We start from the raw sequence: 23,152 nt of genomic DNA, 5'->3' as shown, positions 1-23,152 counted from the left end.
AGGGGAATTTCGATGTCATTATTTGATCATTCCGTATCAGAGTTACATAAGAAATTAAACAACAAAGAAATTTCCGTTACGGATTTAGTAGAAGAATCTTACAAACGTATTGCGGATGTTGAAGATAACGTAAAAGCTTTTCTTGCATTAGATGAAGAAAACGCACGCGCGAAAGCGAAAGAATTAGACGCGAAAATTGGTGCTGAAGATAATGGTTTATTATTCGGTATGCCAATTGGTGTAAAAGATAACATTGTAACTAACGGTCTTCGTACAACTTGTGCGAGCAAAATGTTAGCAAACTTTGATCCAATTTATGATGCAACAGTTGTGCAAAAGCTAAAAGCTGCTGACACAGTTACAATCGGTAAATTAAATATGGACGAGTTCGCAATGGGTTCTTCAAATGAAAACTCAGGTTTCTACGCTACGAAAAATCCATGGAACTTAGATTACGTTCCAGGTGGATCTAGTGGTGGTTCTGCAGCAGCTGTAGCGGCAGGAGAAGTATTATTTTCTCTAGGTTCTGATACGGGTGGTTCTATCCGTCAGCCAGCTGCATATTGCGGCGTTGTAGGTTTAAAACCAACTTACGGACGCGTATCTCGTTACGGATTAGTAGCATTCGCATCTTCACTTGACCAAATCGGACCGATTACACGTACAGTAGAAGATAATGCGTACTTATTACAAGCTATTTCAGGTATTGACCGTATGGATGCAACTTCTGCTAACGTTGAAGTCGGAAACTACTTAGCTGGTTTAACAGGCGACGTTAAAGGTTTACGCATTGCTGTACCGAAAGAATACTTAGGAGAAGGTGTTGGCGAAGAAGCTCGTGAGTCAGTACTAGCTGCTTTAAAAGTATTAGAAGGTATGGGCGCAACTTGGGAGGAAGTATCTCTTCCGCACTCTAAATACGCTCTAGCAACGTATTACTTATTATCTTCTTCTGAAGCATCAGCTAACCTTTCACGCTTTGATGGCGTACGTTACGGTGTTCGTTCTGATAATGTAAATAATTTATTAGACCTTTACAAAAACACACGTAGCGAAGGTTTCGGTGATGAAGTAAAACGCCGTATTATGCTTGGTACATTTGCACTTAGCTCTGGTTACTATGATGCATATTACAAGAAAGCACAACAAGTACGTACATTAATTAAAAACGACTTTGAAAATGTATTTGCTAACTATGATGTTATTATTGGACCAACAACGCCAACTCCGGCATTTAAAGTGGGCGAGAAAGTTGATGATCCAATGACAATGTATGCAAATGACATTTTAACAATCCCAGTAAACTTAGCGGGTGTTCCAGCGATTTCTGTTCCATGTGGATTCGGTGCTAACAACATGCCACTTGGTTTACAAATCATTGGTAAACACTTCGATGAAGCGACAATTTACCGCGTTGCACATGCGTTTGAGCAAGCAACAGACTATCATACAAAAAAAGCAAGTCTGTAAGGAGGCGAGCATAGATGAATTTAGAAACAATTATTGGTTTAGAGGTTCACGTTGAGTTAAAAACAAATTCGAAAATTTTCTCTGCGAGTCCAACAGAATTCGGAGCGGAGCCAAATACACAAACAAGTGTAATTGACTTAGGATACCCAGGGGTACTTCCTACTTTAAATAAAGAAGCAGTTAACTTTGCAATGAAAGCTGCAATGGCATTAAACTGTGAAATCGCAACGGAAACGAAGTTTGACCGTAAAAACTATTTCTACCCAGATAATCCGAAAGCTTATCAAATTTCTCAATTCGATAAGCCAATTGGTGAAAATGGTTGGATTGAAATTGAAGTAGACGGTAAAAAGAAACGTATCGGTATTACACGTCTTCATTTAGAAGAAGATGCTGGTAAATCAACGCATACAGCTGATGGTTCATTAGTAGACTACAACCGTCAAGGTATGCCTTTAATCGAGATCGTATCTGAGCCAGATATGCGTACGCCAGAAGAAGCATATGCATACTTAGAGAAGTTAAAATCAATCATTCAATATACTGGCGTATCTGATTGTAAGATGGAAGAAGGTTCTCTACGCTGTGATGCGAACATTTCCCTTCGTCCAGTTGGACAAGAGAAGTTCGGTACAAAAGCGGAACTGAAAAACTTAAACTCATTCACTTACGTACAAAAAGGTCTTGAGCACGAGCAAGTGCGCCAAGAGAAAGAATTGTTATCTGGTGGTATCATCCAACAAGAAACACGTCGTTATGATGAAGCAACGAAGAAAACAATCTTAATGCGTGTGAAAGAGGGATCTGACGATTACCGTTACTTCCCAGAGCCAGACTTAGTTGAACTTTACATCGATGATGAGTGGAAAGAAGAAATTCGTGCTTCGATTCCAGAACTTCCAGATGCACGTAAAGCTCGCTACGTTGCAGAAATTGGCTTACCAGCTTATGATGCACACGTATTAACATTAACGAAAGAAATGTCTGATTTCTTTGAAGCAACTGTTGCAGACGGTGCTGACGCGAAATTAACATCAAACTGGTTGATGGGTGAAGTGCTTGCATACTTAAACAAACAACAAAAAGAATTAAAAGACGTTGCATTAACGCCTGCTGGTTTATCTAAAATGGTTCAATTAATTGAAAAAGGTACAATTTCTTCTAAAATCGCGAAGAAAGTATTTAACGAATTAATTGAAAAAGGTGGAGACCCAGAGGAAATCGTTAAAGCAAAAGGTCTTGTTCAAATTTCTGACGAAGGTACACTTCGTAAGGTTGTAACAGAAATTCTTGATAATAATGAGCAATCTATTGAAGACTTTAAAAACGGTAAAGACCGTGCAATTGGCTTCTTAGTTGGTCAAATTATGAAAGCTACAAAAGGACAAGCAAATCCGCCGCTTGTTAACAAAATCTTACTTGAAGAGATTAATAAGCGATAATAGTAGTAACTTTTAAAGATTAAGCAGAAAAACACCCGTACATGGGTGTTTTTCTAGGTTAATCAAACGTTTGTTTAAATGAGAGAAGATCGTTTAAACAAACGTTTGATTAACTGTCAAAAGTGGAAAAATGTTTGTATAGCAACTATGGTATGATAGTTGCAAAAAGGTGGGAATAATGATAAATCTAGACATAGAGGTTTTTTTCATCTCATGAAATAATAGATAATTATTATTCGTTATATGTAAATTGTTGTGAGGAAATAGATAGACATAAATTTTTTGTCAAATAAAACAAAACCATTGAAATGAATATTTACTTTTGATGGACTACACGAATCGGGTTCTTACTGCCTGTTTGAGCGGGATAAAAGAAGGATAGGAAGATGAGAGGAGGTAGGCATAGGAATACTGAATAGAAGTTCGGTATGTTCTTTTTGATATATAAAGAAATTTCCTGTGCTAATAAATGATGAAGCGAGCAAGAATTATTTATAATCCTACTTCTGGGCGCGAGCTATTTAAGAAGAGCTTACCGGAAGTATTACAAAAATTAGAACAAGCTGGATATGAAGCGTCTTGTCATGCGACAACTGGTCCTGGAGATGCGACTGTGGCAGCGAGGCAAGCTGCGGATCGTAAGTTTGATGTTGTTATCGCAGCTGGTGGTGATGGTACATTAAATGAAGTGGTGAACGGTTTAGTAGGACATGAACATCGTCCAAAGTTTGGAATTATTCCAGTTGGAACGACAAATGATTTTGCGCGTGCGATCGGTGTACCTCGTGCTATTGAAGAGGCTGCGGATATTATTTGTGAAGGGAAAACAGTTCCGTTAGATCTTGGTAGAGCGAATGATACATATTTCATTAATATCGCTGGTGGCGGCCGTATTACAGAATTAACATATGAAGTGCCAAGCAAGCTAAAAACGGTATTAGGCCAACTTGCTTATTATTTAAAAGGAATCGAAATGCTACCATCATTACATCCAACATATGTTGAAATCGAGTATGATGGAAAGTTGCTACAAGAAGAAATTACGATGTTTTTAATTACGAATACTCGTTCAGTTGGTGGATTCGAAAAAGTAGCACCATATGCATCGATTAATGATGGCTTATTTGATTTATTAGTACTGAAAAAAGGTTCTATCGCTGACTTAATTAAAGCAGCAACACAAGCGCAGCGTGGTGAACATATTAATAACCCAAAAGTGCTATACACACAAGCAAATCGAATTAAAGTGCATTCACCAGATAAACTAATGATTAACTTAGATGGTGAATACGGTGGAGATGCACCGATGGAATTCGAAAATATATATCATTGTCTTGAACTATTTGTTCCTGAACAACAAGAGGATGCCCTGTAAAGGCATCCTTTTTATTATATAGAGGAATTGTAAATTGGAAGTTAGTTTGATTTTCATGGTATTTTTACAATTCGTTTATTTTATATCCATACTTTATTGATACACTGGAGGAGATAAGAAACGAGAGGTAGGGTGCTATGGAGAAGGTAAAAGCAATATTATTTGATAAAGACGGGACATTAATGGATTTTCATTCAATTTGGATAAAAGTAGCTGAAGAACTTGTGGCGGAATGTATAAATCTATATCAACTTCCAAAGTCAATGCAGCAGGATTTATTAAAAGAGATCGGTGTGGATGGGGCATTTGTAAACCCTCGTAGCGCAATAGCGGCAGGAACAAGCCTTGATGTTGCAAAGGGGCTTTGTAAGTATATTACGTCATCTAAGGAAGAGGAGATGCATGAGTGGGTAAGTGAAAAGTTATTTTCTCTTATGTATGAGCATCGTTCTTATATGAAAATGACGGCGGATTTACCGAGAATTTTACAAGTTTTAAAGGATAGAGGATTTATTTTAGGTGTTGTGACAGCCGATGATTTTGCACCAACAGAATTGTTTTTGAAACAATATCAATTAGAGTCTTTTTTTGATTATGTTGTAGCTTCAGATACATTTCCGGCACAAAAACCAGATAAAAGAATTGTAGAATCTTTTTGTGAGAAGTTTCATTTAGAAGCATGTGAAGTAGCCGTCGTTGGAGATACACCAACTGATTTACATTTAGCGAAAAACGGTGATTGCTATGCAATTGGGGTGCTATCTGGTACGGGAGACCGTCAAACATTAGAACCACTTGCGGATATGCTCGTACAATCTATTGGGGATTTTATTTCTCATTCGGGTGAGTTGACTTGGGAACAAGGAAAGTCTAATGTGTAAGGAAAATAAGTCTATAAGGACTCTTAATGAGTCTTTATAGACTTATTTTTTATGTCGACATAGAAGGTAAGTAGGATGAATGCTGGAAAAGAATGTTGGCATACATTTTGCAACGAAAAGAGAAAACAATGTAAAGAAAAGGATGGGATACGTAATGAACACAAAAAAATTTGCTAAAGTAAATGAACAAATTCCTGGACCGAAAGCAGCGTCTTTATTAGAACGCCGCCAAAATATAGTACCAAAAGGAGTAAGTAACGGCATCCCAACGTTTGTACAGTCTGCAAATGGTGCTCTTTTAACAGATGTTGATGGTAATCAGTACATTGATTTCGCAGGAGCAATCGGAACAATTAACGTAGGGCATTGTCATCCAGCTGTTAAAGAGGCGCTCCATAAACAAGTAGATCAATATATTCATACTGGATTTAATGTCATGATGTATGAGCCATATATTGAATTAGCAGAAAAACTTGCGGCATTAGCACCAGGAAGTTTTGATAAGCAAGTACTATTTTTAAATAGTGGTGCAGAAGCGGTTGAAAACGCAGTGAAAATCGCTCGTAAATATACAAAAAGGCCTGGTATTATTGCATTTTCTAAAGGATTCCATGGGCGTACATTAATGACAATGACGATGACAAGTAAAGTAAAACCATATAAATTTGGATTTGGCCCATTTGCGCCTGAAGTCTATAAAGCACCATTTCCATATGAATATCGCCGCCCAGAAGGATTAACGGAAGAGCAGTACGATGACTTTATGATTGAAGAGTTTAAGAATTTCTTCATATCAGAAGTAGCGCCAGAAACAATTGCAGCCGTTGTAATGGAACCTGTTCAAGGGGAAGGCGGATTTATCGTTCCAAGTAAGAAATTTGTGCAAGAAGTACGCAATATTTGTTCAGAACACGGCATCTTATTTGTAGCGGATGAAATTCAAACAGGATTTAGTCGTACAGGAAAATATTTTGCCATTGATCATTATGATGTCGTTCCAGATTTAATTACGGTATCTAAATCATTAGGCGCTGGTGTACCGATTAGTGGTGTTATTGGGCGCAAGGAAATTATGAATGAGTCTGCGCCGGGAGAGCTTGGTGGAACGTATGCAGGAAGCCCACTAGGATGTGCGGCAGCATTAGCAGTGCTTGATGTAATAGAAAAAGAGAATTTAAATGATAGAGCGATAGAATTAGGGAAAGTTGTAATGAACCGATTCGAAGAGATGAAAAATAAATATAATTGCATCGGTGATGTGCGCGGCTTAGGAGCAATGTGTGCATTCGAGCTCGTTCAAGACCGTAAGACGAAAGCACCTGATAAAACGTTAACAGCTAACTTGTGCGCAGAAGCAAACAAACGCGGATTACTTCTACTATCAGCAGGGACATACGGTAATGTTATTCGTGTGTTAATGCCATTAGTTATTACAGATGAGCAACTTGAAGAAGGATTAACAATAATTGAAGAATCATTGCAAGTCTGTTATGAGAAAGCAAATACTGCTCGTGTTTAAAAGCTAAATAATAAATCGCAAACATTCTAGCTGACTCTATATAAAATGCAGAAAATTCACTTTATAATAAAGGTAGTGAAGTGAATCGATGGATTGGAAGTTAGGGGTGGCTAGGATGGTTGGAGAAAAGGAACGAGTGTTAATGGATTTACAAGATGTATTTGAATATGCGTTTGACGAAATTTTTGTGACTGACGAAAAGGGAATCGTTGTGCGTGTAAATAGTACATGTGAAAGGCACTATCAACTAGCTGCTAAAGAGTTAGTAGGTAAGCATGTGAAAGAATTGCAGAAGGATGGTATCTTTTATCCATCGGCAACGTTAGAAGTAATTGAAAAAAAGAGACCGATTGAACTCGTTCAAACGACAAAATCAGGAGAGTATTTACACGTTCGTACAAGGCCTGTTTTTGATAATGAGGGAAATTTAAGAAGAGTAATTAGTTATTCTCGTGATCTTACAGAACTCTACCAATTACGTCAAAAGGTAGAGGAAATGGATAATCAGTTAAAAACATATAAAAAAGAATTAAGAGAAACATATGAACATGAAGGACTTATTTTTAAAAGTATCGCTATGCAAAAAATAGTCGAGACAATCAAGAAAGTATCCGTGGTAGATAGTACAGTTCTCATTTTAGGTGAGACAGGAGTAGGGAAGAGTCGATTAGTACGTCATTTACATGAAGTGAGTAACAGGAAGAATGAAAGTTTCTATGAAATTAATTGTGCGGCATTGCCAATGAATTTAATTGAATCAGAGCTTTTTGGATACTCAGGTGGATCTTTTACAGGTGCGAATCGTGAAGGGAAAAAGGGACTATTAGAATCAGCGCATAGAGGAACTCTTTTCTTAGATGAAATTGGCGAAATGCCGCTTGAAATTCAAGCGAAACTTTTGCAAGTATTGCAAGAAAAAACGTTTCGCCCTATAGGCGGAAGAGAATTAAAAAAAGTTGATGTTAGAATTGTAGCGGCAACAAACCGAGATTTAAGTATGATGGTGAAACAAGGAACATTCCGGAAAGATTTATATTATCGTCTGAATGTCATTCCAATTTTAATTCCGCCACTTCGGGAAAGAACCGAAGACATTTTGCCACTCATTTATCATTATTTACAGCACTTTAACGAGAAATATGGCCGAAATGTAAAATTAGCACCTAGCACATTGCAAATGTTTGTTGGTTACCCATGGGAAGGAAATAATAGAGAAATTGAAAATGTGATTGAGCGAATTGTTATAACTGCTGATGATATCGTTACGATAGAAGATTTGCCAATAGCGATGCAAGAATCAACGGTTGAACAGTCCGGTCAAAGTCTCTATAAAATGTTAGAAGAAGTAGAACGTAATATTATTTTGAAAGCATATAAAACATATGGATCGAGTTATAAAGTAGCGGAGTTTTTAAAAATAAGTCAATCTGCTGCCACTAGGAAGATAAAGAAACTTTTAGAGGAGGAAGAAAACATTGGATAAAAAAGCGGCGTTTGTAAATGTAGAGAAAAAGGCGATGTATATAAATGGTGAGTGGATTACATTGCAAGAACAAATCGAAGTAAATAATCCAGCAACGAAGGAAATATTTGCGACGGTACCAAAGGGCGGGGTAACAGAGGCAAAGCAAGCTGTTGATGCTGCTCATGAAGCTTTTAAATTATGGTCTAATTTAACAGCAGCAGACCGTGCAGTGAAGTTGAAAAAATGGTTCACACTTATCGATGAAAATAAAGAAGAGATTGCAGCGATCATGACGAGAGAACAAGGAAAGCCATTTGCAGAAGCACTTGGTGAAGTGAATTATGCAAATAGCTTTGTTGAATGGTATGCGGAAGAAGGAAAACGCGTATACGGTGAAATGATTCCTGCTTCTCATCCGAATAAACGTATTTTAGTTATGAAGCAACCAGTTGGAGTTATGGCAGCTATTACACCTTGGAACTTCCCGGCTGCTATGATTACGAGAAAGGTAGCACCGGCACTTGCGGCAGGATGTACGGCAGTTGTAAAACCTGCAAGTCAAACGCCGTTAACTGCGTTGAAATTAGCTGAATTAGCTCATAAAGCGGACATTCCAAAAGGCGTAATAAATATTGTAACAGGTAGTGCGAAAGCAATTGCTGATACGTGGATGGAAGATGGACGTGTTCGAAAAGTTTCCTTTACAGGATCAACGGAAATTGGGAAGGAATTAATGGCCAGTGCTGCACAAACGATGAAAAAGGTTTCACTTGAGTTAGGTGGTCACGCGCCGTTTATTGTTATGAATGATGCGGACTTAGATAAAGCGGTAGAGGCGGTAATCGGTTCGAAATTCCGTAACGCAGGACAAACGTGTATATGTACAAACCGCGTCTTTGTTCAAGAAGAAGTTTACGAAGAGTTTGCAGGAAAGTTCACAAAAGCTGTAGAGCAGCTTAAAGTTGGAGACGGATTTGGCGAAGGAACAACTGTAGGTCCACTTATTGATGCGAATGCAATTTCGAAAGTACAAGAACATATTGAAGATGCAATTCAAAAGGGTGGAGAAGTTTTATACGGTGGCCATAAATTTGCAGAGTTAGATGGATATTTCATTCAGCCAACCGTAATTGGATTGGCAAATGACACGATGCTTTGTATGAATGAAGAAACATTCGGTCCGGTTGCACCAGTTGCTAAATTTAAAACGGTTGAAGAAGTAATCGAACGTGCAAATAATACACCATATGGCTTGGCTGCTTATATTTTCACAAAAGATATTAGTCAAGCATTCCAAATTAGCGAAGCGTTAGAGTACGGAATTATTGGCTTAAATGATGGACTTCCATCAGTTGCACAAGCACCGTTCGGTGGCTTTAAAGAAAGTGGTATCGGCCGTGAAGGAGGCCATTTCGGTATCGAGGAATATTTAGAAATTAAATATATTTCGTTAGGGCTATAAGTAGTATACTAGAATCTCTATAAGGTAACAGAGAAGGAGATTCTAGTATGGTATATTGGCTATTATTACTCGTAACAATTATTTTTGAAGTAGCAGGAACAATTGCGATGAAATTATCAAACGGTTTAACAAAGCTCGTTCCAAGTGTACTTATTTTCGTATTTTATGGAATTTGTTTCAGCGTATTTGCTATCGTTGTCAAAAAAATTCATTTAAGTATCGCTTATGCCATTTGGTCTGGCGTAGGAACATTACTTATTACAATCATTAGCGTATATTTCTTTAAAGAACACATTAGCTTATTCCAAGCGTTTTGTATTCTATTTATCGTTTTAGGAGTAATTGGACTTAAGGTTTCATCAGCATCATAAAAGGCTATCTTCCAGTGTGGAAGATAGCCTTTTGTTTTTATTAAAATGCCCAGTTACCTTTACGGAAAATCGGTTCATGTCTTCCGTCAGCTGTAATACCATCGATATCAAGCTCAGCTGATCCGATCATGAAGTCGTTATGTGTAATACTAGTGTTTGCTCCGTTTTCAGCAAGTTCTTCTTTAGACATTGTTTTTCCGCCTACTAAGTTGAATGCATAAGCACTTCCGATTGCAAGGTGGCAAGATGCGTTTTCGTCAAATAGTGTATTGTAGAATAAAATATTTGTATTTGAAATTGGTGAATCATGAGGTACTAAAGCAACCTCGCCTAAGAAGTGAGAGCCTTCATCTGTTTCTACTAAATGTTTTAAAGCTTCTTCTCCGGCTTCCGCTTTGTAGTCTACGATACGCCCGTTTTCAAATGTTAACGTGAAGTTATCGATAATGTTACCTGCAAATGCTAACGGTTTTGTGCTAGATACTTGGCCGTTTACACCTGTTTTAAGTGGCATTGTAAATACTTCTTCAGTTGGGATGTTCGCCATAAATGGTACGTTCTTTTCATTTAAGCTACCAGCACCAGCCCATACATGCTTTTCTGGAAGTTCGATCGTTAAATCTGTTCCAGGAGCTGTATAGTGAAGGGCTTTATAATGCTTTTCGTTTAAGTAATCAACTTTTGTATGTAACGTTTCATCGTGTTCTTTCCATGCTTCCACAGGATTTTCTAAATCCGCACGAGTAGCTTTGAAAATAGCATCCCATAGTTTTGCTTCTTGTTCTTCTGGTGCAACGTCAGGGAATACTTTCGCAGCCCATTCTTTCGTAGGAACAGAAATGACACACCAGCTTACTTTATCAGCTTGTACGTAATCACGGTATACTTTCATTGCTTCACCAGCTACTTTATGAGCTGTTGCGATACGCGTTGATTCTACACCTTTTAATAAATCAGGGTTTTCTGCATAAATAGACATAAATGCAGCACCTTCTTTTGCTAATTCTTCACGAGCGTGTGCTTTCCAAGATGGGAACTCAGCGAATGCTTCTTCAGGAGCTAGATCGAACTTTAAGCGTGTTAACGTCTCATCATTCCAGTCCACATATACGTGTTTTGCACCAGATTTATATGCTTTTTCTGTAACGAGGCGTACAAATTGTACAGCCTCAAGAGGTGCACTAATTGATAATGTTTGTCCTGGTTGAATATTAACACCAACATTGACTGCAAGGGCAGCATATTTCTCTAACGTTTGTTCAAATGACATATGTATAATCTCCTTTAATTTGAAAGATTTCTTACTATATATAATACAAGAAAATTCAAAAAATATATATAAATATAGCGTGAAAAGAGAGCTCAAAATATATTGAGCTCTCATCGTTATTTAATCGAAGAAGCAAATTGTTCTACAGTCGTCGAATTGTGTATGCGAACACGCTTCATTTTTAGTAATTCATCGGGTTCACCTTTCGTAATGAACTTTCCGGGTTTTGTTGTCGTCGCAAATTGATAATATTTCTTCGTTTCTGCAACAACTTTATCATCCACATGACCGAATGGATAAGCAACTGCAATAACAGGCTTACCTGTTATTTTCTCTAGCTTTTCCTTTGATTCTTTTAATTCTTCTTCATAGTTTGTAATTTTCGGCAAGTCTGCATGTGTTGCAGTATGAGATTGCATAGAGAAAATGCTGGAATCAACCATTTCTTTTATATCAGATGTAGAAAGTGATCCTTCTACATCAACGTTATCAACAATCATATATTCTGTTGCTGTAGGTTTAAACGTATCGTCTTTTAGTTTTTGTAAAACATGAAATGCATTCATATTATTTTTCATACCGTCATCAAATGTAACAAAGATAGGTTTATTTACTTTATTAATATCGCCCCAACGTTCAAAAGTTAGTAATGTATAGCCGTTGTCCTTTAAATATTTCATTTGGGCTTCAAAATTAGCAGGTGATACGAATAAGTCTTTAATGCCTTGTCCATGATAATCATCGATTGCATGGTACATAAGAACGGGAACCTTTTGCTCGAAAGTAATAGTAGATTTTGTGAGTGGAATGTTTTTCCCATCTTCTTTCATTCCTATTGCTTCAATTTGAAACTCACCGCGTTTTCCTTCAAATTCTTTTATGTCAAAAGGAAGTGTAAATTGTTTCTCCTTTTCTTTAGAAGAAAAAGATTTAGCACTTTCCTTCCCATCAGCTGTGCGCCAAATTTTATATTGTACCTCACTTAAAGTATCCTTTATATCTGTCATATGAATAGTAGTGTTTGTAGATTCGTGTGTAATCGGATGATAAGAAATTTTACCTTGTTCTTGCACAGTCTCTTCTTGTTTCTTAACTTCTTGAACCTTTTTCTCTTTTTTAGGCTCTTGACTTACATCGCTAGTATTACAACCTGCTAGAATGGCAGACGTACATAAAGCGATTGCTGCGTATTTTCTCATAAGATCACCTTCTATTGTGTATTATGTTGCATACGTATTTAAAATCCCCACCGCTGTAAGAGAGGTGGGGACATACCCTTGTTCATCATATCATTTTAGTAATGAGATAGGTTAGTGACTTTTAATAGAGCTATTTCTATCATCTTTTAGTAAAGTTTACTGTATCCCGCTATTTGTGGGCAGTAAGACCCCACCTCAGAATTCAGCAAAAGCAAAGAGGTTAGGTGGGATCAGCTGCCCGTAAAAGCCCGATTGGTGAGGGCTAATAATCAGTGGGGGTGAACAAAACCCCCACTGATTAAAGTTTTACTTTATAAGAGATATGAATTTTTCCATTGATGTATTAGGCCCTACAAAGTGGCGTTTAATTAAGTACTGTTCGTTTGGCATCCCTTTTGTAATGTGATTACCGTGATCAGTAGTTACTGCGAACTCATAATGTTTTTTTGTTTCTTCAACAGCTGGGTCATTATAAGAACCTACTGGATAGGCGAGAGCGATGACCTTTTTACCAGTAAGGGCTTCGATTTTTTCTTTCGAACTACGTAATTCCTCATCATAATTGCTTGAATGAGCCATCATCGTATGATTAGCAGTATGTGATTGAATAGAAAAAATGCCTGAATCCATCATTTGTTTTATCTCATCTGTTGATAGACGATTTGGTTTGTCTATCTCATTTGCAGTAAGAAATTCAGTAGCCGTAGGTTGGAATCTATCATCCTTTAATTTTTGTAAAATATGAAGAGCATTCATATTATTTTTTCGACCATCATCCATCGTTACAAAAACAGGTTTATTTACACGATTTATATCATTCCAACGTTCAAACGTAAGCATCGTATAACCGTTATCTTTCAAATACTGCATATGCTTTTCGAATTGCTCAGGTGGTACATATAAGCCGTAATCCCCATCACTTGGCCCAGGGTATTTTTCAATCGCATGGTACATTAAAACGGGTACATGTTGCTGGAATGTAATTTTAGATGTTACTAGATTTGTTTCAGTATGATCTTCTTTGATTCCTACTGTTTCAATTTGAAATTCGCCACGTTTTAAATGAAATGATTTTAAATGTAGTGGGAGGGCAAAGTCACGCTCTTTTTCTTGTGAAGTAAAAGCTTGTTTGCTTTCAGGACCGTCAGCAGTACGCCAAATAGTGTAACGTACTTGTTTGAAGGAATCTCTTAAATCCTTTGTATAAAGCGTGGTGTTTTGTGCGTTATATTCATACGGATCCCATGTAATAATCCCTTGCGTTAAAGGCAGTTCAACCGCTTTCGCTTTTTTTTGTTCAACTGTTTGTTTCGCCGTTGCTTCTTTTATTTGTTTATCACTAGTGCTACTAGTGTTACAACCTACGAGAATAGCAGAAGAAAGTAAAGCGATATATGTATATTTTTTCATTCTATCATCCTTCTATTGTGTTTTAATTATCATCACTTATGTCTTGAAATTATCATTCGTATAAGTGAAACTAACTCAAATTTTCGATTTTAAAAATTTGAATTATACCCTTGTACATCATATCACTATAGAATATAGAGGGGAATACATTTTTGGAATAATTCGGAAAAAACCTTATATTTTTCTGGTGGAGTTTACATAAAAATACATATAGAAGAAAGTAAAAAACTCCACCTAAATTTCCTTTTGAAAAAGGAGAAGTAAGGTGGAGTTTTTTATTATATAAACAATCCAGCGATTGTTGCAGATAAGATAGAAGCAAGTGTTGATGCAAATAACATTTTCCAACCGAATCTAGATACGACACTTCCCTGTTTTTCAGAAAGAGCACGGATTGTCCCAACGATCGCACCAATTTGGCTAATACTTGCGAAGCTAATTAAGAATACTGTAACGATTCCAACTGTACGTGGAGATAATGTTGATGCAACACCTTTTAAATCAAGGATTGCTACAAACTCGTTTAATACGATCTTCGTACCCATAATTCCACCAGCTGGGATAATATCTTGAGTTGGAATACCCATTAAGAATGCGAATGGAGCAAGTATATAACCGAAGATTTGTTGTAAAGTAACAGCATATCCCATTGCACCTGAAGCTGCGCTAATTACGTAGTTTACAACTTCCATCACACCGATGAAGGCAATCATTAATGCAGCAACGATACCAGCTACTTTTAAACCATCAAGCGCACCGTTAATCATTGCGCCGATAAAGCTGTCTCCGAATAAAGTTCTATCAAATTTTTGAATCACTTCATCTTCTTTCTTCGTATCAACTGGTGTTAATAGCGAACAAACGATTAAGCTTGAGAATAAGTTTAGTGGAAGAGCTGCTAGTACATATTTCGCATCTAACATCATTACGTATGATGCTGTAACAGAAGCAGAAACGGAACTCATTGCAGAACAACAAATGATGAACATACGGTTTTTGTTAAAATGCTGTAAATCGTTTTTAATAACGATTAACGCTTCACTTGAACCGAAGAATACAGAGTTTACTGCGTGGAATGACTCGACGCGTGGTAAACCAGTAATTTTTGAAATTGCACCGCCGACAACGCGAACGATGAATGGTAAAACACCTAAATAACTAAAGATAGAAAGTAGTGCTGAGAAAAATACGATAATTAATAATACATTTAAGAAAAAGACAAAATCTCTTTGAATTCCATTAAAGAGAAAATCGACACCTGTCGTACCAAGTTTAATTAGTTTGTTGAAAACTTTACTAATGAAGATGATAATTTGTTGACCAATTTTTGTGCCAAACATAAACCAACCGATTAAAATTTGGAAACCAATCATAATAGCAATTGCACGGAAGTTGATTTTACTTCTATTGTTTGACAAAGCAAAGCATAAACCTAAAACGACAAGAATACCGATAATGCTCATTACATATTGCATGTAGTTGCCCCTTTCAGAAGTTCGTATAAAGTTTGTACATAAAACGCTCGTTATATTACTAAAAATAAAACAAAGAGGTTTTATGTCATACGTAAGATGTCTGACCTTTTAGAAAAATAAAAATAAAAAAAGACCCATATGGATTCACTTTCATCTATGAGAGAAAGCTAATCAATATGAGTCCTTTTTTGCACATAGGCTAATATTCATTAGTTTTCCCCATAGTCCAGCAATTTAAGGTTGCCGGGTAGAAACTCTCGATCCATATTATCGAATATATATGAGGTAACATCGTCCGTATTAAATTAGTAGTAGCGTAACATTAACAGAGAACTATCGTCAATAGCTTTTTTTCTTCCGATAGAAATAGACCATATAAGTATGATAAAATGTAACGCAGTGTTATGAAAAAGAGAGGTCGGAAAATGAGTACAAAAATGACGCCACCAGTTGAGAAAAATGAGTTTATAGATGTAGTATTTGAAGATTTAACACATGATGGTGCCGGTGTTGCGAAAGTAAAGGGCTATCCTATTTTCGTTAAAAACGGATTACCAGGTGAAGAAGCACAAATTAAAATTATTAAAGTGAAGAAAAACTTCGCATTTGGTCGTTTAATGAAGCTTCATACAGAGAGCCCATATCGTAAAGATGCAGAATGCCCAGTGTACAATCAGTGCGGCGGTTGTCAGCTTCAGCACTTAACATATGAAGGACAATTACAAGCGAAAGAAAAACAAGTACGTGACGTTATGCAGCGCATTGGCGGATTAAGCGATGTTCCTGTGCACCCTGTACTTGGTATGAAGAACCCATGGGTATACCGTAACAAAGCACAAGTACCAATTGGAGAACGTGAAGGTGGACTTGTAGCTGGTTTCTATCGCCAAGGAACACATGACATTATTAATATGGAATCATGTTTAATTCAGGCAGAAGAAAACGATACATTAATCCAGGAAGTAAAACATATTTGTGAAAAACATGGTATTTCGGCATACAACGAAGAGCGTAATAAAGGAACACTTCGCCACGTAATGGCTCGTTACGGACAAGTAACAGGGGAAATCATGCTTGTCTTCATTACTCGTACAGCAGAATTACCAAACAAAAAAGCAATCATTAAAGAAATTGCAGCGAAATTCCCAGAAGTAAAATCGATTGTTCAAAACGTAAACACGAAACGTACAAATGTAATCTTTGGAGACACAACGACAGTACTGTACGGATCCGAATACATTTATGACTTTATCGGTGACATTAAATTTGCAATTTCAGCACGTTCATTCTATCAAGTAAATCCAGAACAAACGAAAGTACTATACGATAAAACGTTAGAATATGCAAAATTAGATGGCAACGAAACAGTAATTGATGCCTATTGCGGAATTGGATCAATTTCCTTATTCCTAGCGCAAAAAGCGAAAAAAGTGTACGGCGTTGAAATCGTCCCAGAAGCAATCGAAGACGCAAACCGAAACGCAGCACTAAACAACATGACAAACGCTGAGTTTGGCGTAGGAGAAGCAGAAGTAGTTATTCCAAAATGGTACAAAGAAGGCATAGTCGCCGACACAATGGTCGTAGATCCACCGCGTAAAGGTTGTGATGATGCACTACTAAACACAATCATCGACATGAAACCAAAACGCGTCGTATACGTATCATGTAACCCAGCAACGTTAGCACGTGACTTAAAAGTACTAGAAGAAGGCGGATATAAAACGCAGGAAGTACAACCTGTTGATATGTTCCCGCATACGACTCATGTGGAGTGTGTGGCTTGGCTTAAGTTGGTATAATAGGAAAGCAGTTGATATAGGAGAATCTATACCATCTGCTTTTTGGTTTATTGAGAGTTTGAAATTGTATTCATAGTGAGAGGATTTGAATTTGAAATGATAGATAATTTTTGGCGTGATTTACCACGACCATTTTTCGTACTTGCACCAATGGAAGATGTGACAGACGTTGTTTTTCGTCACGTAGTAAGTGAAGCTGGTAGCCCAGACGTATTCTTCACAGAGTTCACAAACTCGGATAGCTATTGTCATCCAGAAGGTATGAAAAGTGTACGTGGCCGTTTAATTTTTACAGAAGATGAACAACCAATCGTGGCGCATATTTGGGGAGATAATCCTGAATATTTCCGTCAAATGAGTATTGGTATGGCAGAGTTAGGATTTAAAGGTATTGATATTAACATGGGTTGCCCTGTACCGAACGTAGCATCAAGAGGAAAAGGTAGTGGTCTTATTCTACGTCCAGACGTTGCGGCAGAACTTATTCAAGCAGCAAAAGCGGGCGGACTACCTGTCAGTGTAAAAACACGACTGGGCTTTAAAGAATTAAGCGAATGGGAAGATTGGTTAACGCATATTTTCAAACAAGATATTGCAAACCTTTCTATTCACTTACGTACAAGAGAAGAAATGAGCCAAGTCGATGCGCACTGGGAGCTAATTCCGGAAATTAAAAAATTACGTGATCGTATTGCACCAAATACGCTAATAACAATAAACGGAGACATCCCTGACCGTAAAACAGGGCTAGAACTTGCTGAAAAATATGGCATTGATGGCGTTATGATTGGAAGAGGAATCTTTAAAAATCCGTTTGCTTTCGAAAAAGAGCCAAGAGAGCATAGCAGTAAAGAACATTTAGATCTTTTAAGACTACAACTTGATCTTCAAGATCAATATGCAGAAGTACTGCCACGCTCCATCACAGGGCTTCATCGCTTCTTCAAAATTTATGTAAAGGGCTTCCCTGGAGCTGCTGAACTAAGAAATCAATTGATGAACACAAAATCAACTGATGAAGTACGCGCATTACTTGATAAGTTTGAGACGAGTGTTAATGTGGTAGAAGGTAGTGAAACAGTGTAACTTTTGAAAGTTACACTGTTTCATTTTAATTAAGGTAAACCGTATCATAAGTAAGTGAGGTATTCTATGTAAAAAAGGGTAAGAAAAGAATACAGGAGAAAAGTGAAAATGGTAGGTTGGTCTTGATTTTCAATGATAGTATCATGTTTATTTTATTATGCCTATAATTGGAGGCCATGTGAATGTTAAGTGATCAGGCGAGATATTCTAGGCTCGCGAATATAACAAAAATAATAAATACAAAATTAGAACTACGTGAAGTATTGCAGCGTGTAACAATGGCGATATCAGAGGAGATTGTTAAGTGCAACGCTGTTGGAATCTATTTACCCCAGGAAGATGGAACATTTAGAGGATTTGCAGGAAAACCAGAGACAATAAATGGCGTAACGCTCGATACTCAGGTAATTGATCCTGAAATAGACTTACTGGCAAAAGAAGTTATTGAAACTAAAAAAACCATTTATATTCCTGATACATCAAAGGATCATCGGCCGGATCCGAGACCAGTTGCTGCGTTCAAAATTAAGTCCTTATTAGCTCTACCTATCTCATTTGGGCAAGAGTTATTTGGTCTGGTTTTTTTATTTGATTATGGAATTCCAATGAACTTAACAAATTCAGAAATTCAAAGTGTTGAAGCTTATGTAAATATGGCTGCGGTCGCAATTCAAAACGCAAATAATTTAACACAAAAGGAAAACCTTATTGCCGAGAAGCAGCTGTTACTAAATGTTACCCGTGATTTATCAATGTGTTCCTCGATACAGGAGAGTTTTGATAAATGTTTTCTTTACTTAGGACAGATTTTAGAGAGTAAAAACATGGCAGCCCACCTTTTAGCCCCCCTAGACAAAACAACGATTAAAACAACGAAGTTAAGCAAGAACTGTGATTGGACAGAAGCGGATTGGATGGAGAAAAGCTATGAAGCTAGGATCCAAGAGGTTATTCAAACAAAAAATATAGATAGTAAGGGTCTACTGATGATTCCATTGGTTTCAATGGGAGAAGTATTAGGGGTAATCGTCGTTGGCAAAGAGGGAAAAGCTCACAATTATGATAATTCCCAAATGCAACTGGCAAAATCTATCGTTGATGCCACAGCGCCTACGTTTTCCAACTTGTTATATATGGATCGACTTGAAAGCATGGTGGAAGAGCGAACGAGAGAACTAGCTGTTGCTAATGAAAAAGTTACAAGTGTTATTGAAAGTATTACGGATGGATTTTTTACTTTGAATAATACATGGGAATTTACGTACGTAAATAAGCATCAATATTTTCCACAAAGAAAAACAGCAAATGATGTATTAGGTAAGAATATATGGGAGATTTTCCCGAGTAGCGTGGACGAAGTTATGTATAAGGAACTTCATCGTGCAATGTCAGAGCGAACTACAGTGTATTTTGAATTTTTTTCTACCTCTGATGAATATTGGCACGAAGCTATTGCATACCCGTATGATGATGGTATTTGTTGTATTTTTAAAAACATAACGGAAAAAAAGCAATATGAGCAGGAATTGAAAAGGTTATCGAACATAGATTTAATAGGGCAAATGGCAGCAGGTATCAGCCATGAGATTAGAAATCCAATGACAACAGTACGAGGATTTTTGCAGTTATTAAAAGAAGAGCCCACCTATGAGAAACATAATAAGCACTTAAATTTAATGATTGAAGAACTTGACCGTGCCAATTCTATTATTACTGAATTTCTCTCAATGGGTAATACAAGGAAATCGGATTTGCAGATGTTAGATTTAAATTCAATTATCCGCGATATTATTCCTTTAATAAAGATTGATACGTATAATCAAAATAAAGATATTCAAGTCGATACAAATGACATTCCGGAATTACTGTTAAATCGTAATGAGATACGGCAATTATTAATAAACCTATATCGTAATGGCTTAGAAGCGATGGGCACAGAGAAAGTTCTAACCATTAGCACCTACAAAGAAGGTCGAAATTGTGTGGTGCTTGCAGTGAGGGATCAAGGAAAAGGTATCAGGCCTGAAGTATTAGAGAAACTGGGTACTCCATTTTACACGACAAAAGATAATGGAACTGGATTGGGGCTAGGCATATGTTATGCCATTGCTGCCCGTCATAATGCAAAAATAGAAATTCAAACAGGATCGGAAGGCACGACCTTTTTTGTTAAATTTAATCATGAAAATAATGAATAATAACCTCATTTAGATTAGTTACGGTGAACCGTACCACAAATAAAAAGTAAAACCTAAGTAAACATAATCAATCTATTTCACCTGGATTTTGCGTAACATTTACGTTTGAGTTGCCTACTAAATTAGAGTTGCATAAAAAGAAATGGACTAACCTATATCAGGTTAGTTCATTTTTTAGTGTGTTAATTAATAGTAAATCCCCATCTTTTTTTGCTTTATTACTATCATCCTTAAAGGAAGGAGTTATCCGACTACCAACTAAAATACTTTTTACAGTATTTGATTGAAGGCGTTTCTATCGATAGGACCTTTCTTAATTTCTAATACAATAAATTCGTTATTAGAAATATCTCTTAATAAATAAAATCACCCCCATAAGCATTAATCCACCTAAGACTACAAAACCTCCCATTAAAATGTTAAAGTAGTAACTTGACGACATTAATTTATACATGCTAAAAGCATTACTATAATCAACATTTCAGGAGGAAAAACAATGGCAATGAGCAACAACGATATATTAAAGAGAGTAAGGTACGCTTTAGATATAAGAGATATAGATATGGTAGAAATCTTTAAACTTGGTGGTATGGAAGTAACGAAAGAAGACGTAGTTGATATGCTTACAAAAATAAAGAGAGCACCTCAGCATGAATCTGAAAATGATGATGTAATAGAAGATGAGTACGTATTAACATGCGACATGATGATGTTAGAGGCATTTTTAAATGGATTTATTACTTTAAAAAGAGGGAAGCAAGATCCGAAACCAGGACAACCGGCACCTGTACAAAGCAAAGAGAGTGCGAATAACCTTCTGCTAAAGAAAATGAAAATCGCACTATCTTTAACGAGTGAGGATGTACTTGATATATTAGATAGCGTAGGCGTTATAGTAACAAAGGGAGAACTAGGCGCACTATTAAGAAAAAAAGGCCATAAAAATTACAAAGAGTGCGGCGATAGATATGCAAGGAATTTCATTAAGGGATTAGGTGTAAAGTATAGAGGGTAATGAGTCCGATGAATTGGTAAATGATATAATAGGTAGAGTAGGGCTTTTGTGTCCTATTCTTTTTTATTTGTAAAATAATACACTAGGTGATGAAATGGTACATACATATTTAGGTGAGACAATTAATTTTCATATAACTTATAAAAAGAAAAAGTCGGTGCGTCTTTTTGTAGATTCGTACGGAAATGTGGAAGTGCAGGCTCCAAAGGGAACACCTGTTGAATACTTAGTCCAGTTGCTAGAGGAGAAATGGGATTGGATTCAGAAAACACGTAAGGAAATGCAAGAGCGAGCGCTTGGACCACAGGAAAAGGATTATGATCAAGGAGAGGGATTTCTGTATTTAGGAAGTACGTATCCGATACAGATTTCTCAAGATGCAAGTATTACGCAAGACAATGCAGTATTTGAAGGGAATAAGCTACATATTTATGTGAAAGAGCTTAAGGATGAGAAAATACAACAAGCGTTAAAACGATTTTACTATAAGCAGTGTAAGTCATTAGTAGAGAAGAGTATTAAAGTGCATCAAAGTAACTTCAAAACAAAACCGCGTTCTATTCGTATTACAGATAGTAGTCGTACGTGGGGAACTTGTGATTCAAATCTACAACTAACATTCAATTGGAAGCTAGCGATGGCACCACAGCAAGTAATTGATTACGTAGTTGTTCATGAAATGTGCCATATGGTTCATTTAAATCATGATCGATCTTTTTGGCGTCTTGTCGGGAAAATAATGCCCGATTATAAGGAAATGGAGAATTGGTTAGCGTTATCTAGTTGGAAGATGACGGTTTAATGGTGAACTTTATATAGGTTGCGATTATTATCAATACTTGTCGGTAAGTCGATATATTTCAAAAATCGCTGATATATTTGGAGTTACAATCGATATGTTCAAAAAAACGCTTATATAATTTCATTTACCAATGCATTTTTCAATGAAGAGAAAGTAAAAGGAGATGTCACAGCAGACATCTCCTTTTTTTCAGGTATATAAATCATCGTCCAAACTTCACAACAAAATCTCCGTCTACTTTCTCCATTCCATACCCACGATAACCGTTCGAAAGTAAAGCCTGCTGTCCAACAGCGTCACTCATCGGAACACTCTTAACATCCGTCCAATTTCTTTCCTTGCCTCCACGCAATTCCTTCACAAAAACATACCGCATACTCCCGCCATATTTCGCCTTCAATGCAGCCATCTCCATTCCTTGCGCAAACTTATCTTTTAAACTTGGAATGTTAAAAGGAGCAACGGTGCAGCAAACGTAATCGTATTTGCTATCTTTGTTTTGTAATTCGTCCATGATGACTGTCGCTAATATTTTTTGCATCCCATTTCCTCGGCTGTTCGGGTGAACATTTGAAATTTCTTGATAGATGACGCGATGTAGTTCGCTTTCTGCTATGCCAATATCAAGTCCTAAATGTTCGTCGTCGATAGGAGGGACGAGTAGGGCACGAAATGCGATGAGTTTGTTCTCGATAAAAGCACCGATCATCATACCGTTTCCTTCTAGAATGTATTGAAACTCTTCTAGCGAGAGTGGTTGTAAGCGACTTTTATCTTCTAGCGCCTTAACTACAACGTTTTGTAGTGATAAGATGTGTTCGATATGCTCAAGTGATAGTAATGTAACGTGAAATGACTCGTTATTTTGTTTTAATGCTCCTTTGTATAGAACTGTCATGCGTTAGTCCTC

Annotated in this window: 18 protein-coding genes and 1 riboswitch; of the genes, 13 read left to right on the top strand and 5 right to left on the bottom strand. The window is 36.9% G+C overall.

All coding sequences use genetic code 11. The features are described 5' to 3' along the window. The first annotated feature begins 12 nt into the window (after positions 1–12). The 8 genes from gatA (at position 13) to ILS93_RS26005 (ending at position 9,985) form a co-directional block, all read left to right on the top strand. Positions 13–1,470: an Asp-tRNA(Asn)/Glu-tRNA(Gln) amidotransferase subunit GatA gene (gatA, locus tag ILS93_RS26040; RefSeq protein ID WP_103655504.1), complete on the top strand. Its 1,458-nt coding sequence runs from the start codon at positions 13–15 to the stop codon at positions 1,468–1,470. 14 nt (positions 1,471–1,484) lie between these two features. After that, positions 1,485–2,912 (top strand): Asp-tRNA(Asn)/Glu-tRNA(Gln) amidotransferase subunit GatB, encoded by a 1,428-nt coding sequence (gene gatB / locus ILS93_RS26035; protein ID WP_046958896.1) that lies wholly within the window; start codon positions 1,485–1,487, stop codon positions 2,910–2,912. A gap of 469 nt (positions 2,913–3,381) precedes the next feature. Continuing rightward, on the top strand, positions 3,382–4,287 hold the full coding sequence (locus ILS93_RS26030; RefSeq protein WP_000977669.1) for a diacylglycerol kinase: 906 nt from the start codon (positions 3,382–3,384) through the stop codon (positions 4,285–4,287). A 137-nt stretch (positions 4,288–4,424) separates the two neighbouring features. Continuing rightward, positions 4,425–5,168, top strand: coding sequence for an HAD family hydrolase (locus ILS93_RS26025; protein ID WP_098102439.1), 744 nt, complete (start codon positions 4,425–4,427; stop codon positions 5,166–5,168). 154 nt (positions 5,169–5,322) lie between these two features. Beyond that, positions 5,323–6,687, top strand: coding sequence for a 4-aminobutyrate--2-oxoglutarate transaminase (gabT, locus tag ILS93_RS26020; RefSeq protein WP_064477276.1), 1,365 nt, complete (start codon positions 5,323–5,325; stop codon positions 6,685–6,687). A 115-nt stretch (positions 6,688–6,802) separates the two neighbouring features. Beyond that, complete coding sequence (locus ILS93_RS26015; protein ID WP_088046905.1) at positions 6,803–8,170, top strand: sigma-54 interaction domain-containing protein; 1,368 nt, start codon at positions 6,803–6,805, stop codon at positions 8,168–8,170. Further along, complete coding sequence (gene gabD, locus ILS93_RS26010) at positions 8,163–9,614, top strand: NADP-dependent succinate-semialdehyde dehydrogenase (protein ID WP_088046906.1); 1,452 nt, start codon at positions 8,163–8,165, stop codon at positions 9,612–9,614. Before ILS93_RS26015 ends, gabD begins: the two co-directional genes overlap by 8 nt. A gap of 47 nt (positions 9,615–9,661) precedes the next feature. Next, the gene (locus ILS93_RS26005; protein ID WP_000263262.1) at positions 9,662–9,985 is read left to right on the top strand and encodes a DMT family transporter; all 324 of its coding nucleotides are present in this window, start codon (positions 9,662–9,664) and stop codon (positions 9,983–9,985) included. Between the two features lie 40 nt (positions 9,986–10,025). Here ILS93_RS26005 and ILS93_RS26000 read toward each other — a convergent pair whose 3' ends face one another. The 4 genes from ILS93_RS26000 to ILS93_RS25985 form a co-directional block, all read right to left on the bottom strand. Beyond that, on the bottom strand, positions 10,026–11,255 hold the full coding sequence (locus tag ILS93_RS26000; protein WP_064477184.1) for an aminopeptidase: 1,230 nt from the start codon (positions 11,253–11,255) through the stop codon (positions 10,026–10,028). Positions 11,256–11,371: 116 nt separating this feature from the next. Continuing rightward, positions 11,372–12,454, bottom strand: a complete 1,083-nt coding sequence (locus tag ILS93_RS25995) for a polysaccharide deacetylase family protein (protein WP_064477185.1) — start codon at positions 12,452–12,454, stop codon at positions 11,372–11,374. Positions 12,455–12,760: 306 nt separating this feature from the next. After that, positions 12,761–13,864: a polysaccharide deacetylase family protein gene (locus ILS93_RS25990; RefSeq protein WP_064477186.1), complete on the bottom strand. Its 1,104-nt coding sequence runs from the start codon at positions 13,862–13,864 to the stop codon at positions 12,761–12,763. Positions 13,865–14,142: 278 nt separating this feature from the next. After that, complete coding sequence (locus ILS93_RS25985) at positions 14,143–15,339, bottom strand: NupC/NupG family nucleoside CNT transporter (RefSeq protein ID WP_001200511.1); 1,197 nt, start codon at positions 15,337–15,339, stop codon at positions 14,143–14,145. Between the two features lie 202 nt (positions 15,340–15,541). After that, a riboswitch (purine riboswitch) is annotated at positions 15,542–15,643 on the bottom strand. A 121-nt stretch (positions 15,644–15,764) separates the two neighbouring features. On the opposite strand from ILS93_RS25985, the gene rlmD reads away from it, so the two are divergent. The 5 genes from rlmD to ILS93_RS25960 all read left to right on the top strand — a co-directional run bounded on the left by rlmD (position 15,765) and on the right by ILS93_RS25960 (position 22,242). Further along, the gene (gene rlmD, locus ILS93_RS25980) at positions 15,765–17,141 is read left to right on the top strand and encodes a 23S rRNA (uracil(1939)-C(5))-methyltransferase RlmD (protein WP_222661605.1); all 1,377 of its coding nucleotides are present in this window, start codon (positions 15,765–15,767) and stop codon (positions 17,139–17,141) included. A 96-nt stretch (positions 17,142–17,237) separates the two neighbouring features. Beyond that, a complete protein-coding gene (locus ILS93_RS25975) occupies positions 17,238–18,227 on the top strand; it encodes a tRNA dihydrouridine synthase (RefSeq protein WP_064477188.1) in 990 nt (329 codons plus the stop codon). A gap of 182 nt (positions 18,228–18,409) precedes the next feature. Continuing rightward, a complete protein-coding gene (locus ILS93_RS25970) occupies positions 18,410–20,425 on the top strand; it encodes a GAF domain-containing sensor histidine kinase (RefSeq protein WP_222661604.1) in 2,016 nt (671 codons plus the stop codon). A gap of 496 nt (positions 20,426–20,921) precedes the next feature. Further along, positions 20,922–21,440 carry a YehS family protein gene (locus ILS93_RS25965; protein ID WP_064477190.1) on the top strand — a complete coding sequence of 173 codons (519 nt, stop codon included), beginning with the start codon at positions 20,922–20,924 and terminating at the stop codon, positions 21,438–21,440. Positions 21,441–21,534: 94 nt separating this feature from the next. After that, a complete protein-coding gene (locus ILS93_RS25960) occupies positions 21,535–22,242 on the top strand; it encodes a M48 family metallopeptidase (RefSeq protein WP_048560153.1) in 708 nt (235 codons plus the stop codon). A gap of 202 nt (positions 22,243–22,444) precedes the next feature. Here the strand turns inward: ILS93_RS25960 and ILS93_RS25955 are convergent, their stop codons facing one another. Further along, complete coding sequence (locus ILS93_RS25955; protein WP_222661603.1) at positions 22,445–23,140, bottom strand: GNAT family N-acetyltransferase; 696 nt, start codon at positions 23,138–23,140, stop codon at positions 22,445–22,447. Between the last annotated feature and the right edge of the window lie 12 nt (positions 23,141–23,152).

Source organism: Bacillus sp. 16GRE42, from assembly GCF_019837435.1.
Taxonomy (GTDB): domain Bacteria; phylum Bacillota; class Bacilli; order Bacillales; family Bacillaceae_G; genus Bacillus_A; species Bacillus_A wiedmannii.
This window is presented reverse-complemented; position numbering and strand designations above follow the sequence as displayed.

Coding starts and splice junctions, on each gene's coding strand:
- gatA (WP_103655504.1), top strand. CDS start 13: ATGTCATTATTTGATCATTCCGTATCAGAGTTACATAAGAAATTAAAC.
- gatB (WP_046958896.1), top strand. CDS start 1,485: ATGAATTTAGAAACAATTATTGGTTTAGAGGTTCACGTTGAGTTAAAA.
- ILS93_RS26030 (WP_000977669.1), top strand. CDS start 3,382: ATGATGAAGCGAGCAAGAATTATTTATAATCCTACTTCTGGGCGCGAG.
- ILS93_RS26025 (WP_098102439.1), top strand. CDS start 4,425: ATGGAGAAGGTAAAAGCAATATTATTTGATAAAGACGGGACATTAATG.
- gabT (WP_064477276.1), top strand. CDS start 5,323: ATGAACACAAAAAAATTTGCTAAAGTAAATGAACAAATTCCTGGACCG.
- ILS93_RS26015 (WP_088046905.1), top strand. CDS start 6,803: ATGGTTGGAGAAAAGGAACGAGTGTTAATGGATTTACAAGATGTATTT.
- ILS93_RS26005 (WP_000263262.1), top strand. CDS start 9,662: ATGGTATATTGGCTATTATTACTCGTAACAATTATTTTTGAAGTAGCA.
- ILS93_RS26000 (WP_064477184.1), bottom strand. CDS start 11,255: ATGTCATTTGAACAAACGTTAGAGAAATATGCTGCCCTTGCAGTCAAT.
- ILS93_RS25995 (WP_064477185.1), bottom strand. CDS start 12,454: ATGAGAAAATACGCAGCAATCGCTTTATGTACGTCTGCCATTCTAGCA.
- ILS93_RS25990 (WP_064477186.1), bottom strand. CDS start 13,864: ATGAAAAAATATACATATATCGCTTTACTTTCTTCTGCTATTCTCGTA.
- ILS93_RS25985 (WP_001200511.1), bottom strand. CDS start 15,339: ATGCAATATGTAATGAGCATTATCGGTATTCTTGTCGTTTTAGGTTTA.
- rlmD (WP_222661605.1), top strand. CDS start 15,765: ATGAGTACAAAAATGACGCCACCAGTTGAGAAAAATGAGTTTATAGAT.
- ILS93_RS25975 (WP_064477188.1), top strand. CDS start 17,238: ATGATAGATAATTTTTGGCGTGATTTACCACGACCATTTTTCGTACTT.
- ILS93_RS25970 (WP_222661604.1), top strand. CDS start 18,410: ATGTTAAGTGATCAGGCGAGATATTCTAGGCTCGCGAATATAACAAAA.
- ILS93_RS25965 (WP_064477190.1), top strand. CDS start 20,922: ATGGCAATGAGCAACAACGATATATTAAAGAGAGTAAGGTACGCTTTA.
- ILS93_RS25960 (WP_048560153.1), top strand. CDS start 21,535: ATGGTACATACATATTTAGGTGAGACAATTAATTTTCATATAACTTAT.
- ILS93_RS25955 (WP_222661603.1), bottom strand. CDS start 23,140: ATGACAGTTCTATACAAAGGAGCATTAAAACAAAATAACGAGTCATTT.